The 13006-nt window shown below is 64.3% G+C and carries 12 protein-coding genes; 5 read left to right on the top strand and 7 right to left on the bottom strand.

From position 1 onward, the window contains the following. Nucleotides 1-22 precede the first annotated feature (22 nt). Genes ACZYR5_RS19755 through ACZYR5_RS19740 form a run of 4 tightly spaced genes read right to left on the bottom strand, consistent with a single transcriptional unit; the run spans nt 23 to nt 2624 of the window. Entirely contained in the window at nt 23-1336 is a 1314-nt protein-coding gene (locus ACZYR5_RS19755; protein ID WP_489091140.1) for an ATP-binding protein, read from the bottom strand. Further along, a complete protein-coding gene (locus ACZYR5_RS19750; RefSeq protein WP_489091139.1) occupies nt 1333-2001 on the bottom strand; it encodes a response regulator transcription factor in 669 nt (222 codons plus the stop codon). The genes ACZYR5_RS19755 and ACZYR5_RS19750 overlap by 4 nt, the downstream gene beginning before the upstream one ends. A 3-nt stretch (nt 2002-2004) precedes the next feature. Next, nucleotides 2005-2316, bottom strand: a complete 312-nt coding sequence (locus ACZYR5_RS19745; RefSeq protein WP_489091138.1) for a PepSY domain-containing protein — start codon at nt 2314-2316, stop codon at nt 2005-2007. Continuing rightward, entirely contained in the window at nt 2316-2624 is a 309-nt protein-coding gene (locus ACZYR5_RS19740; RefSeq protein WP_489091137.1) for a PepSY domain-containing protein, read from the bottom strand. Before ACZYR5_RS19740 ends, ACZYR5_RS19745 begins: the two co-directional genes overlap by 1 nt. Before the next feature lie 101 nt (nt 2625-2725). On the opposite strand from ACZYR5_RS19740, the gene ACZYR5_RS19735 reads away from it, so the two are divergent. The 4 genes from ACZYR5_RS19735 to codA all read left to right on the top strand — a co-directional run bounded on the left by ACZYR5_RS19735 (nt 2726) and on the right by codA (nt 7009). Further along, entirely contained in the window at nt 2726-3805 is a 1080-nt protein-coding gene (locus ACZYR5_RS19735; protein WP_489091230.1) for a patatin-like phospholipase family protein, read from the top strand. A gap of 94 nt (nt 3806-3899) precedes the next feature. Beyond that, on the top strand, nt 3900-4256 hold the full coding sequence (gene queD / locus ACZYR5_RS19730) for a 6-carboxytetrahydropterin synthase QueD (protein WP_007915588.1): 357 nt from the start codon (nt 3900-3902) through the stop codon (nt 4254-4256). A gap of 223 nt (nt 4257-4479) precedes the next feature. Further along, nucleotides 4480-5751 carry a cytosine permease gene (gene codB, locus ACZYR5_RS19725; protein ID WP_489091136.1) on the top strand — a complete coding sequence of 424 codons (1272 nt, stop codon included), beginning with the start codon at nt 4480-4482 and terminating at the stop codon, nt 5749-5751. Between the two features lie 13 nt (nt 5752-5764). After that, nucleotides 5765-7009, top strand: coding sequence for a cytosine deaminase (gene codA / locus ACZYR5_RS19720; RefSeq protein WP_489091135.1), 1245 nt, complete (start codon nt 5765-5767; stop codon nt 7007-7009). A gap of 93 nt (nt 7010-7102) precedes the next feature. Here codA and ACZYR5_RS19715 read toward each other — a convergent pair whose 3' ends face one another. Then, a complete protein-coding gene (locus ACZYR5_RS19715) occupies nt 7103-8095 on the bottom strand; it encodes a diaminopimelate epimerase (protein WP_489091134.1) in 993 nt (330 codons plus the stop codon). Between the two features lie 150 nt (nt 8096-8245). On the opposite strand from ACZYR5_RS19715, the gene ACZYR5_RS19710 reads away from it, so the two are divergent. Beyond that, the gene (locus ACZYR5_RS19710; RefSeq protein WP_489091133.1) at nt 8246-9397 is read left to right on the top strand and encodes an MFS transporter; all 1152 of its coding nucleotides are present in this window, start codon (nt 8246-8248) and stop codon (nt 9395-9397) included. 51 nt (nt 9398-9448) lie between these two features. Here the strand turns inward: ACZYR5_RS19710 and ACZYR5_RS19705 are convergent, their stop codons facing one another. Next, on the bottom strand, nt 9449-11899 hold the full coding sequence (locus ACZYR5_RS19705; RefSeq protein ID WP_489091132.1) for a TonB-dependent siderophore receptor: 2451 nt from the start codon (nt 11897-11899) through the stop codon (nt 9449-9451). Nucleotides 11900-11996: 97 nt separating this feature from the next. Further along, on the bottom strand, nt 11997-12980 hold the full coding sequence (locus ACZYR5_RS19700; protein ID WP_489091131.1) for a FecR family protein: 984 nt from the start codon (nt 12978-12980) through the stop codon (nt 11997-11999). Nucleotides 12981-13006 lie beyond the last annotated feature (26 nt).

Below are 13006 nucleotides of genomic sequence, written 5' to 3'. Positions count from 1 at the left end.
GGTGCGCTTGACGCACCGCCGCTCAGTGACCGGGTAGCTCGATGCGCACCTTGAGCCCGCCCCACTGACTCTCTTCCAGATGCAACTGGCCGCCCCAGGCTTCGACGATGTCACGCACGATGCCCAGGCCCAGGCCGTGACCATCGGTCTGCTCGTCCAGGCGGGTGCCACGGCTGATCACCTGATCGCGTTGGTCCTGCGGGATGCCCGGCCCATCGTCTTCCACCGCCAGCACGAAACCGCCAGCCGTTGCCTCGACGCTCAGGCGCACTTCGGCATCCGCCCATTTGCAGGCGTTGTCCAGTAGATTGCCCAGCAGTTCCAGCACGTCTTCGCGATCCCACGGCAGCTGCAATCCGCTCGCAGCGACATAGCTGAGGTGCAAGTGCTCACCGTGGATCATGTTCAGGGTCGCCAGCAATCCCGGCAGCTCGGCGTCGCAATCGAACTGCGCGCCGGGCAAGGCATCGCCGGCCAGGCGCGCGCGGTTGAGTTCGCGATTGAGCCGCTGTTGCACCTGTTCCAGCTGCTCCAGCAAGACTTTGCGCAACTGTGGATGGGCGTCGAGCTTGTCGCTGGCGGCCAGACTCAGGAGCACCGCCAGGGGTGTCTTCAGCGCATGGCCGAGGTTGCCCAGAGCATTGCGCGAACGCTTGAGGCTGTCTTCGGTGTGCGCCAGCAGGTGGTTGATCTGCGCCACCAATGGCTCCAGTTCCGCCGGGACTTCGGTGTCCAGTTGCGAGCGTTGCCCTTGTTGCAACTGCGCAATCTGCTCACGGGCGGTTTCCAGCGGACGCAGGGCGCGGCGCACGGTGAGTCGTTGCAGCAACAGGATCAGCAGCAGCCCGGCCAGCCCCAGGCCGAGCCCGATCTGGCGCATGCGCTGGAAGCTCTCGCGCACCGGCGTGTAATCCTGCGCCACGCTGATGGAGATTGCCTGGCCCTGACGCCGGTAGTCCGAACGCAACACCAGCAGTTGCTGGCCTTCCGGACCCAGTTGCAGATTGCTGCGCAAGCCGGGCTGTTCCAGCGCCGGCAACTCCTGATCCCACAACGAGCGCGAACGCCAGTGGGTGTCGGCAAAATCGATACTGAAATAGTGCCCGGAAAACGGCCGCTGGTACGCCGGCGACAGTCGGCGCTCATCCAGCTGCAGCCCTTGCGGGCCACGCACCAGTGCCAGCAGCAGATTTTCACTGGCATTGCGCAGGCCGGCTTCGAGGTAGCGCTGCAGGCCCTGCTCGAACAGCCACAAACTGGTTTGCGCCAGCACCAGGCCGACGATCAGCATCACGCTGACCAGGCCCAGGCTCAAGCGTCGCTGAATCGACCTCACTGGCCCTGCCCGCCGAACAGGTAGCCCTGGCCGCGACGGGTTTCGATCACGCTGCGCCCGAGCTTGCGCCGCAGGTGATTGACGTGCACTTCAAGGACGTTGGAATCGCGCTCGGTTTCGCCGTCGTACAGGTGTTCGGCCAGATGACTTTTCGAGAGGATCTGCTGCGGGTGCAGCATGAAGTAGCGCAGCAGGCGGAATTCGGCGGCGGTCAGCTGGACCTCGGCGCCTTCGCTGATCACGCACTGGCGGCCTTCGTCGAGTTGCAGGCCGGCGGCCTTGAGCGTCGGCTGGTTGGCCTGCCCGTGGGAGCGGCGCAGCAGCGCCTGGATGCGCAGGTGCAACTCCTCCGGGTGAAAGGGTTTGGTCAGGTAGTCATCGGCACCAGCCTTCAGCCCTTCGATGCGCTCGGACCAGGAGCCGCGCGCGGTCAGCACCAGCACCGGGGTCGCCAGGCTCGCGGCGCGCCAATGGCTCAGTACCTCGAGCCCCGGCACCCCGGGTAGCCCGAGGTCGAGGATGATCAGGTCGTAAGGCTCGCTGCTGCCCTGGTACAGCGCATCGCGGCCGTCTGCCAGCCAATCCACCGCGTAACCCTGACGAGTGAGGCCGGCCAGTATCTCGTCGGCCAGCGGCACGTGGTCTTCCACCAGAAGCAAACGCATCGATCAATCTTCCTCGTCTTTGAGTAAACGCCCGGTCCTGGCATCCAGGTCCAGCTCGCGCACCACCCCTTCGGTGGTCAGCAGCTCGACTTCATAAATGTAGACGTCATGCTTCTCTTCCAGCTCGGCCTCCAGCAGTTTGGCGCCGGGATAGCGGTCCAGCGCCTGCTGCAGCAGCTGCTCCAGCGGCAGGATCACCCCCTGCTGGCGCAGGCGCAGGGCTTCGTCCTGATCCAGGTCACGGGCCAGCCCGACGGAACACACCGCCAGTAACGCCAGGGCCGTCAGCCCATAGGCGCGCAGATTCAGCTTCATTACGTATCCTGATGATCCTTGAGCACCTGGCCACTGACCGCGTCCAATTCCAGGTCCCACTCCAGGCCCTGCGGATCACGCAGATCGATCTGGTAGACGTACTTGCCGTACTCTTGTTCCAGTTCGGTTTCAGTGACGGTGGAGCCGGGGTGTTTGGCCAGTGCAATGGCGTTAAGCTTCTCGAAAGACATAATGGTACCAGCGTCACGCAATCTCAGGGCTTCGTCGGGCCCCAGGTCGCGGGCCTGGGCCAGGCTGGCGGTGAGGGCCACGAGGCTGGCAGTGAACAGGGTGGTCAGGGTTTTCATGGGATGTCTCCAGAATCGGTATGGCCCCAGACTACCGCCGTGAACTTAATTGAAACTGAATGGCCACTATCGATGCCCAACGGATCACCGGCGAGAGCGCTATGACTGCAATCCACATCAAATTCCCGGCCCTGACCCTCAAGGCCGGCCCGCGGGCATTCGCGCGGATTCGCCGGGACGGCTTGAGCGCGCAGCAGGTCGGCACCCTGCCCGGCGCGGCTGGCGGGCCGAAAGCCCTGGGTATTCAGGGCCTCGACCTCGCGCTATTTGGCGAGTGGCTGCCGGCCGCGCCACGCGAACGTTCGCTGATCGGTGCCTCGGTGGGTTCCTGGCGCTTCGCCAGTGCCTGCCTGCCGGATGCCGCGCAAGGCATTCGCCGCCTCGGCCAGCTGTACACCGAGCAAGACTTCGCCAAGGGCGTGAGCATGGCGCAGATCAGTCAAAGCTCGCAGCGCATGCTCGACGACCTGCTCGATGGCCAGGACGCGCGGATCCTCGACAACCCGGACTACCGCTTGAACATCATGGTCGTGAAGAGCCACGGCCTGCTCGCCGATGATCATCGCGGGCGCCTGGGACTGGGACTGTCCTCGGTGATCGCCGATAACCTGCGGGGGCGCGCCCGACTGTCTCGGCATTTCGAGCGGCTGATCATCCACGACCCGCGCCGCGCCCCACCCGTGCATGCGCTGGAGGATTTCCCTTCGCGTTTCGTCGCACTCAACGCCGGTAATCTGCGCCAGGCCCTGCTGGCCTCGGGCTCGATCCCGATGGTCATGCAAGGGGTGCGCGATCTGCCGGGTGCTGGCGCAGGCACTTTTCGCGACGGTGGCCTGCTCGACTATCACCTCGACCTGCCCTTCAGCGGCGACGACATCGTGCTTTACCCACACTTCACCGACCGGGTCATTCCCGGCTGGTTCGACAAGACCCTGCCGTGGCGCCGGGCCTGCACCACGCGCTTGCAGGACGTCTTGCTGCTGGCGCCGTCGAAGGAGTACCTGGCGCGCCTGCCCTACGGCAAGTTGCCCGACCGCAATGACTTCAAACGCTTCATGGGCGACGCCGCGAGCCGGCAAAAGTACTGGCGAACCACCATGGATGAAAGCCGGCGCCTGGGGGATGAATTCCTTGAGCTGACGGCCAGCGGTCGCCTCGGCGAGCACTTGCTGACCCTTTAGTCAGTGTTTTCCCGCACGCCGTATTTCAAGCTGTTAAACTCGCCGCCTGCCCCATCGCCGCGGGCGATAGCCATCTGATAGAGCTCAAGACACTGTGGAAATCTTCAAAGAATTTACCTTCGAGTCCGCCCACCGCCTGCCCCACGTCCCGGACGGCCACAAGTGCGGGCGCCTGCACGGTCACTCGTTCAAGGTGGCGCTGCACCTCAGTGGCGACCTCGACCCGCATACCGGCTGGATCCGTGACTTCTCGGAAATCAAGGCGATCTTCAAGCCGCTGTACGAGCGTCTGGACCACAATTACCTGAACGACATTCCCGGCCTGGAAAACCCGACCAGCGAAGTGCTGGCCAAGTTCATCTGGAACGAGATGAAGCCGCTGCTGCCGGAGCTGAGTGCGATCCGGATTCATGAGACGTGCACCAGTGGTTGTATCTATCGCGGTGAGTAAACCGGCTGATCTGCTGGTGTAAACCCGAGTAAAGGTGGCGCCCGTGAGTTTTTCGCGGGCAAGCCCGCTCCTACAGTTCACATTGCCCCATGCCCCCGCACCATTTTCGCCCACCGTCGTACCCCTCTCCCCCGCCTCGACTATAAGTAACAAGGCCATCCACGGCGTTGGCACGCGCACTGCAAATCACTTCGCGTCCTCCTCTTCCCGCAAGGAACGCCACATGACGCAGAACGATCCGGGCAACGATTACCCCCTCAGCGAAGTGCCGATGCATGCCCGCAAGGGCTTGATGTCGACGGCCATGGTGCTGCTGGGTTTCACCTTCTTTACCGCCACCATGTTTGCCGGCGGCAAGCTGGGGGTGGCGTTCAGTTTCGGCGAGATGATGGCGGTGATTGTGGTGGGCAACCTGCTGCTCGGGATCTACGCCGCGGGCCTGGGCTACATCGCCTTCAAGAGCGGTTTGAATTCGGTACTCATGGGACGCTTCTGTTTCGGCGAGGTGGGCAGCAAGCTCAGCGACCTGATCCTCGGTTTCACCCAGATCGGCTGGTACGCCTGGGGCACGGCCACCGCGGCGGTGGTGCTGGGCAAGTACTTCGCGTTGAGCGATGGCACGGTGCTGGGCTTGATGGTGCTGTTCGGCCTGGTGTTCTGCGCCACCGCCTATGTTGGCTATCGTGGCCTGGAAATTCTCTCCTGGATTGCGGTGCCGGCGATGATGCTGCTGTTGTTGCTGTCGATGTGGGTCTCGACGGTCAAGGTCGGTGGCTTCGACGCCCTGCTGGCGGTGGTGCCGACTGCCAGCCTCGACTGGTCGACTGCCATCACCCTGGTGTTCGGCACCTTCGTCAGCGGCGCGACCCAGGCCACCAACTGGACGCGCTTCTCGCGCTCGGCCCGGGTCGCGGTGTTGGCGAGCCTGATCGGTTTTTTCCTCGGCAATGGCCTGATGGTGTTGATCGGTGCCTACGGCGCCATCGTCTACCAGCAACCGGACGTCGTCGAAGTGTTGCTGCTGCAGGGCTTCGCCATGGCCGCGATGGCGATGCTGCTGCTCAATATCTGGAGCACCCAGGACAACACCATCTACAACTTCGCCGTCGCCGGCTGCAACCTGCTGCGCACCCGCCGGCGCAAAACCGTGACCCTGGCTGGCGCGGTGATCGGCACTCTGCTGGCGCTGCTGGGCATGTACGACCTGCTGGTGCCTTACCTGATTCTGCTGGGCACGGTGATTCCGCCGATGGGCGGGGTGATCATGGCGGACTTTTTCTTCCGTTATCGCGGTCAATACCCACGCCTGGCCGACGCCCGGCTGCCGGCGTTCAACTGGGTCGGCCTGAGCGCCTACGGGGTGGGCACGGTCGCCGCCTTCAGCTCGCCGTGGATTGCGCCGCTGGTCGGCATCGGTGCTGGCGCGCTAACGTATGTGGCATTGACCTGCGTCCTGGGGACCCGCGCCTCCAGCGCAGCACTAGAAGATCTATAAAGGGATTCGCCTGATGCACATCATCAACGCCCGCCTGCGCAACCGCGAAGGCTTGCATGAACTGCACCTGGAAAACGGCCTGATTTCCAGCATCGCCCGCCAGACCGAAGCGCCGACCCTGGGCCCTGACGACCTCGACGCCGCCGGCAATCTGGTGGTGCCGCCCTTCGTCGAGCCGCACATTCATCTGGATGCCACCCTGACCGCTGGCGAACCGCGCTGGAACATGAGCGGCACGCTGTTCGAGGGCATCGAGTGCTGGGGCGAGCGCAAGGCCACCATCACCCCGGAAGACACCAAGGCCCGCGCCAAGAAGACCATCGACGCCCTCGCCCGCCATGGCATCCAGCACGTGCGCACCCACGTCGACGTCACCGACCCGCAGCTCACCGCGCTCAAGGCGATGCTCGAAGTGCGCGAGGAAAGCCGCCACCTGATCGACCTGCAAATCGTCGCCTTCCCCCAGGAGGGCATCGAGTCCTACCACAACGGCCGCGAACTGATGACCGAGGCGATCGCCCTGGGCGCCGATGTGGTAGGCGGGATTCCGCATTTCGAGTACACCCGCGACCAGGGTGTCAGCTCGGTGAAGTTCCTCATGGACCTGGCCGAACGCACCGGTTGCCTGGTGGACGTGCATTGCGACGAGACCGACGACCCGCACTCGCGCTTTCTCGAAGTGCTGGCCGAAGAAGCCCGCAGCCGGGGCATGGGCTCGCGGGTCACCGCCAGCCACACCACGGCCATGGGCTCCTACGACAACGCCTACTGCGCCAAGCTGTTCCGCCTGCTCGGCCACTCGGGGATCAGTTTTGTCTCCTGCCCGACCGAGAGCATTCACCTGCAGGGGCGTTTCGACAACTTCCCGAAACGCCGTGGCGTGACCCGGGTCAACGAGCTGCTCGAAGCCGGAATGAACGTGTGTTTCGGCCAGGATTCGATCGTCGATCCCTGGTATCCGCTGGGCAACGGCAACATTCTGCGGGTGCTCGAGGCCGGCTTGCATATCTGCCACATGCTCGGCTACCGCAACCTGCAAAGCGCCCTCGACCTGATCACCGACAACAGCGCCAAAGCCATGGCCCTCGGTGAACGCTACGGACTGGAGCCGGGACGCCCAGCGAACCTGCTGATTTTGTCGGCCGACAGTGATTACGAAGTGATCCGCAGCCAGGGGTTGCCGCTGTATTCGATTCGCGGGGGGAAGGTGCTGATGAAGCGGACCATGGCGGTGGTGGAGATGGCTGATCAGAGTTAGGTGGTGTCTGGACTGGCTTCTTCGCTGGCAAGCCAGCTCCTACAAGGTTATGCACCCTCCTGTAGGAGCTGGCTTGCCAGCGAAGGGAGACTGTCAACCAATCCTCTGAGCCGTACCAAACAAACTCACCCGACTCAGTTGCCCCAACTCTTCCTCCAACAAAATCGGCGCCGTGCCCCCGGGCATGGTCACTTTCACCTCCCCGGCACTGACCCAACCCACCCGCCACGCCGCACTGGCCACGGCACTGGCGCTGGTGCCGGATGAGGCCGTCGGCCCCTCGCCGCGCTCGAACACCCGCGCCGCGATGTGACCCTCAGACAAACGCATCGCCCATTGCAGATTGACCCCCGCCACACAAGGATTGCCCGCCCCGGCCGGCATTGAGTAGGCGATGCGCGTCAGCCCCTCGACCAAGCCCGGTTCGCCCATCTGCTGATTGCTCGGCAGGTCCTCGGCGCTGTCCACCAGCGTCACACAATGCGGGTTACCCACCCGCACAAACTGACTGCGCGACCACACCGGGTTGAGCGCCGACAGCGGTTCGACCTGGCTCAGTTCACGGCCATTCAACGGCACCGTTGCAACGCCCACGGCACTGACCGCCGCTGGCCCGAAACCGGGTTGGCCAAGGTCGAGCCAGAAACCTTTCACCTCCTCGACCTGAGCGGCTTTCACCCGCGTCTGGCCCGGCGACGGGCTGTCGGATTTATCGTGATGCACCCTGAGTTCAAAGTCGCCGCCTTCGGGCAACAGCCCTTGTTCGCTCAAGGCCTGGGAAAAAATCGTCAGGCCGTTGCCACTGCGCTCGGCGAGCGTGGCGTCGGTGTTGACGATCAACAGATCGAACGGCGACGCGGCCTGAAACGGCCCCACCAGCAGCCCATCCGAGCGATGCGACTTGGCCCCTGTCGGCTGGGTGCCAGGCGCCCAACTGCAACAGAGCTCGACGGCCCGCGCGCTCCAGGTAGCGAGGGTTTGCGCAGCCTGGCGCGGGTCATCCGGCAGAGCGATACCGCGTTGGCGCAGTTCGGTGGGACTGACAACGACGTAACGATTACCGCGCGCATCATATAAAGCAGTCATAGGGCATCCTGAACGAGGGGACCAAGCGATTGCCCCACTTTAAGGCTTCGCAGCGCGGCGGTCTCGACAAAACCCAAGGTCGTCTGCCAGCCGTTGATGTGCAAGGATGTGTCCCTGTTGTCGCTTCCGCCGAAAGAACAAGGATTTTTCATGACCGCCAGCCTCTCCCAACCCCCGGTCCGCCCCGGACGCCCCGAACAGATGTCGACCCGCCTGGCGTTCTTTATCGCCGGCTTCGGCATCGCCGCCTGGGCGCCGCTGGTGCCCTACGCCAAGGCGCGGGCTGGTCTCGATGAAGGCACCCTCGGCCTGTTGCTGCTGAGTCTGGGCGTGGGTTCGATCCTGGCGATGCCGATTGCCGGGGCCCTGGCTTCGCGCTATGGCTGCCGGCGAGTGCTGACTGTCGGGACGCTGATGATCTGCCTGGCGCTGCCGTTGCTGGCGACGGTCTCGAGCATCCCGCTGTTGATTGCCACGCTGTTTCTGTTCGGCGCCGGGCTGGGCACCGTCGACTCCACCACCAACCTGCAGGCGGTAATCGTCGAGCGGGCCAGCGGCAAGACCATGATGTCGGGCTTTCACGGCATGTTCAGCCTTGGCGGGATCGTCGGTGCGGCGGGAGTCAGTGGCTTGCTGGGCCTGGGACTGACACCGCTGGCGGCGATGGGCGTGGTGATCCTGTTGCTGCTGGCCGCGCTGTTCAAGGCCGCGCCCCATCTGCTGGCCTACGCCGGCAAAAGCTCGGGACCGGCATTTGCCGTGCCCCATGGGATTGTGCTGTTCATCGGCGGCATGTGCTTCATCGTGTTCCTTGCCGAAGGCGCGGCGCTGGACTGGAGTGCGGTGTTCCTCGCCCAGGAGCGCGGCATCGACACCGCGTACGCCGGATTGGGCTATGCCGCCTTCGCCCTGACCATGACCGTCGGCCGCCTCACCGGCGACCGGATTGTCCGGCGCCTGGGCGCAACGCGGGTGATCGTCGGCGGCGGACTGACGGCGGCGGGGGGCTTGTTCCTGGCGACCTTCTCGCCCAACTGGGAGTTCGCATTGGTGGGCTATGCGCTGCTCGGTGTCGGCTGTTCGAACATCGTGCCGGTGCTGTACACCGCCGTCGGCAAGCAAACGGTGATGCCGGAAAGCATCGCCGTACCGGCCATCACCACCCTGGGTTACGCCGGGATTCTCGCCGGGCCGGCGGTGATCGGTTTCGTCGCCCACGCCAGTAGCCTGAGCTTTGCCTTTGGCTTGATGGCGATGCTGCTGGTGGCAGTGGCGATTGGCGGGAAAGTATTGCGGGTGTGAAGCCATCGCGAGCAGTCGACGCAATGTCGTCCTGCTCGCGATGCCGCGTCGTCAGAAGCCGACGCTGGCCTGGACGAAGAAGGTGCGGGGCGCACCGACGTACATGCCCGAGTTGTTGTCGCTGGAGCGGGTGAAGTACTGCTTGTCGAAGACGTTCTTCACCCCGGCGCCGAGCTTGAGGTTCGACAGCTGTGCGCCGAAGTCGTAGCCCGCGCGCACGTTCCACAGCACGTAGCCAGGGATGTCGCCGTACTGACCGTCGGCCGTGCCCTCGGTGATGTAGTCACCGTTGAAGCTGCCATCGGCATTCACCCCGGTCCCCGGCGAGCGCTGCTTGGACTGGGCGAAGGCATCGACGTTGTAGGTCCAGCGGTTGACGTCATAGCGCAGGCCCATGGTCGCCACCTGACGCGAGTAGAACGGCAGGTCACGGCCCTTGAAGCCGGGGATTTCCCCTTCGTACACCGCACGGGTGTAGGTCAGCCCGGCATTGGCGGTCAGGCCGTCGAGCCGTGGGTCGAGTGCGGCCATGTCGTAGTGCACCGAGGCTTCGACACCCTGGTGAGTGGTCGCGCCGAGGTTGGTCCAGCCGACATCGTTGCTGATGTATTGCAGCTCTTCGTCGAAGTCGATGTAGAACAGCGTCACCTCGCCGCCCCACGCGTCATCGTTGTAGCGCGTGCCGATTTCGTAGGTCTTGGCCTTCTCCGGATTCAGCCCGCTGGCGGTCTCGTCACCCGCGCCGCCCTGGCCCAGCTGGAAGTACTGCAAGGCGCCAAACGAGGTTTCGTAATTGGCGAACAGTTTCCAGGCATCGGACAGGTGATACATCACGCTCAAGGCCGGCAGCGGTTCATGGCTGTCGATGCTGCGGCGTTTTTCCTGGACCGGCTTGCCCGAGTTGTCGAGCACCGGACGGTCGTGCCATTCGGTACGAATGTCTTCAAAGCGAATGCCCGGGGTCACGGTCCAGTTGCCGATGTCGATTTTGTTGTCGACGTAGAACGCATTGGCCTCGGTGCCGCCGGTGCGGTCCTGGTAGACGTGACCGTCGGCGGTCGGGGTCTGCACCGGCTGGTTATTCACCAGCGCGACGCGGCTGGCCTGCTCGTGCATGCCTTCCTTGAGGTAGCGATAACCGACGCTGACTTCCTGGGAACTCGGGCCGACGTCGAACACATGGGACACCCGTGGCTCGATGCCGAAGGTGTAGTAGGTGCGCGGGTAGGAAACGAGGGTCTTCTGGTCGCGGGCGGCGATGGTGCTGCCACGGAAGCTGTCGGAATAGTAGGTCAGGACTTCGGCCTGGGTGCGGTCGTCAATCACTCGCGCCCACTTGAAGGAAACGTCTTTGCGCCGGCCACTGAAGTTGTCGTAGTCACGCACCGACTGGTAGGGGTTTTCGTCGTACTGCTGCTGGGTCAGGCCGCCGGGCATGTCGGCCTTGGCGTCGTAGTAATGGAAGTTCAGCGAGAAGTCGTCGACATCGGTGGGCGCCCAGTGGGTCTTGAGGATCACGTCGTCGATGTCGTTGCCGTTGTTGCTTTCGCGGTAGCCATTGCCGTTGACCCCGGAGTACAGCAACGCCACGCCCAGGCCGTTGTCCGCGGTGCCGCCGAGGAAGGCGGTGTCGATGTGTTTCCAGCCGCCGCGCTGGGAAGTCTCCAGGGTGCTGCCGATTTCACCGGTGGTTTTTTCCGGGATGGCGCGGGTGACAAAGTTGATCACCCCGCCGACGTTCTGAGGTCCGTAGCGTACCGAGCCGGCGCCGCGTACCACGTCGATGCTGTCGAGGTTGCCCGAGGATATCGGTGCCATCGACAGTTGCGGCTGACCGTACGGTGCGAAGGCGGCCGGGACGCCATCGATCAACACGGTGGAGCGTGGCGACAGGCGCGAGGTCAGGCCACGCACGCCGACGTTCAGCGAAATATCGCTGCCGCCAGTGCCGTTGGCGTCCTGCACCTGCACCCCGGGAACGCGCTTGAGCACCTCGCCGACGGTCATGGCGCCCTGCTCGACCATCGCCTCGCGGCGGATCACCGTGCGCGCGCCGGGGTGGTTCTGCACCACCGCCTCGTTGGCATCGCCGAGCCAGTCGCCAACCACGGTGATGTCGGTCACCCCCAGTTCCAGCGGGCCGGACGCCGCTGCCGAAGTGGCCGCCGGGCTCAGGGTCACCGAGCCCTCATCGATCGAATACTCCAGGCCGCTACCTTGGAGCAATTGGCGCAAGGCTTGTTCCGGCGACAGGTTGCCATCCACCGCCGGCGCCTGTTTGCCGGCCACCAGTTGCGGATCGAAAAACACCTGCAGGGAGGTTTGCTGGCCCAGTTGGGTCAGGGCCGCGCCCAGCGGTTGTGCCTGAATCTGGATGTTGCCGCCAGCCTGTTCGGCATGGGCCAGCGGCAGTGCGGCATTGACCGCCAGGGCCAGGGCCAGCGGCAACCAGCGAGCGGAACCTGAAGCGGAATAGTTGTTTTTAGCGCGAGGGGTTTTCACGTCGAACCTTGTCCTGTTGATCGCAAAGTGGTGCGTCTGTTAATGCAAACCAGTTGCAGTTGGACAGGAAGACGAACAACTCGGAAAAAACCTGAATCTATCGCGCAATTATTTCCTGACTGCCGTCGTCCAGGGTGCGAATCGCCACCGGCAGGATGGTCGGCAAGGCCTTGAGCAAGGCGTCAGTGTTGTCGGACTTGAACACGCTGGTCAGGCGCAATTGCCCCACCGCTGGCGTGCCGACTTTCAGCGGTTTGGCGCGGTAGCGCGAAACCTCTTCGGCCACTTCGACCAGACTGGCGTCGTTGAACACCAGCTTGCCGCTGCGCCAGGCGGTCAGGGCCTGGGTGTCTACGGCATGGGCCTGGGCGACCCGGCCAGTGGCGTCGCCCCGCGTACCGAGCCCGGCCGTCAAGCTGACAAACTCAGCGTCGGCGGCGTTCCGGCCCTGCACCTTGACCGTGCCCTGCTCCACCGCCACCCGGGTTTCATGGGGATCGCGACGCACGTCGAAACGAGTACCGGTGACCGTCACCCTGCCGGAGCCCGCCTCGACCACAAACGGCCGGCTGCTGTCATGTTCGACGCTGAACAGGGCTTCGCCCCGGGTCAACTCGATGCCGCGACGGTCCTTCTCGAAGTGCACCTTGACCTGACTGCGGCTGTTCAAGTCGATCAGCGAACCGTCCGGCAGCGCCACCTGACGCCGTTCGCCGAGCGCCGTGGAAAACTCCGCACTGTAGCCGGCCGGGTGCTGAAGGCCACTGAACAGACCGACAGCGACCGCCACGCCGAGCACACTGGCGGCCACCGCCAATTTCAGCAACGGGCGACGTTTGCTCCGGCTCGGCGCGGTTTCGCAAAGTGCTTGCAGACGCGCCTTCGGCACCAGGTCGGCAGCGCCCCACAGGCCTCGCAGCAACTGCAGCTCATCGCGGTGCTGACGGTGTTCCGCCAGCCAGGCATCCAGGCGTTGCTGGTCCTCAAGGTTCAACGCGGCGTCGGTCAGGCGCGAGAACCACAGCGCCGCCTCGTCGCGAACCCTGCTCCGGCCGCAGGCACAATCACCCGTCTCCATCATGGAATGTCCTGTTTGGCGGTGGCTGG

This window comes from Pseudomonas sp. F007 (assembly GCF_057814275.1).
The sequence above is the reverse complement of the archived record's forward strand: the minus strand, read 5'-3'. Positions and strand labels throughout refer to the sequence as shown.

Excerpts from the sequence above, each read along its gene's own strand:
- codB (WP_489091136.1), top strand. The coding sequence starts at position 4,480 with ATGACGCAGAACGATCCGGGCAACGATTACCCCCTCAGCGAAGTGCCG.
- ACZYR5_RS19750 (WP_489091139.1), bottom strand. The coding sequence starts at position 2,001 with ATGCGTTTGCTTCTGGTGGAAGACCACGTGCCGCTGGCCGACGAGATA.
- ACZYR5_RS19700 (WP_489091131.1), bottom strand. The coding sequence starts at position 12,980 with ATGATGGAGACGGGTGATTGTGCCTGCGGCCGGAGCAGGGTTCGCGAC.
- ACZYR5_RS19740 (WP_489091137.1), bottom strand. The coding sequence starts at position 2,624 with ATGAAAACCCTGACCACCCTGTTCACTGCCAGCCTCGTGGCCCTCACC.
- ACZYR5_RS19715 (WP_489091134.1), bottom strand. The coding sequence starts at position 8,095 with ATGACTGCTTTATATGATGCGCGCGGTAATCGTTACGTCGTTGTCAGT.
- ACZYR5_RS19745 (WP_489091138.1), bottom strand. The coding sequence starts at position 2,316 with ATGAAGCTGAATCTGCGCGCCTATGGGCTGACGGCCCTGGCGTTACTG.
- codA (WP_489091135.1), top strand. The coding sequence starts at position 5,765 with ATGCACATCATCAACGCCCGCCTGCGCAACCGCGAAGGCTTGCATGAA.
- ACZYR5_RS19735 (WP_489091230.1), top strand. The coding sequence starts at position 2,726 with ATGACTGCAATCCACATCAAATTCCCGGCCCTGACCCTCAAGGCCGGC.
- ACZYR5_RS19710 (WP_489091133.1), top strand. The coding sequence starts at position 8,246 with ATGACCGCCAGCCTCTCCCAACCCCCGGTCCGCCCCGGACGCCCCGAA.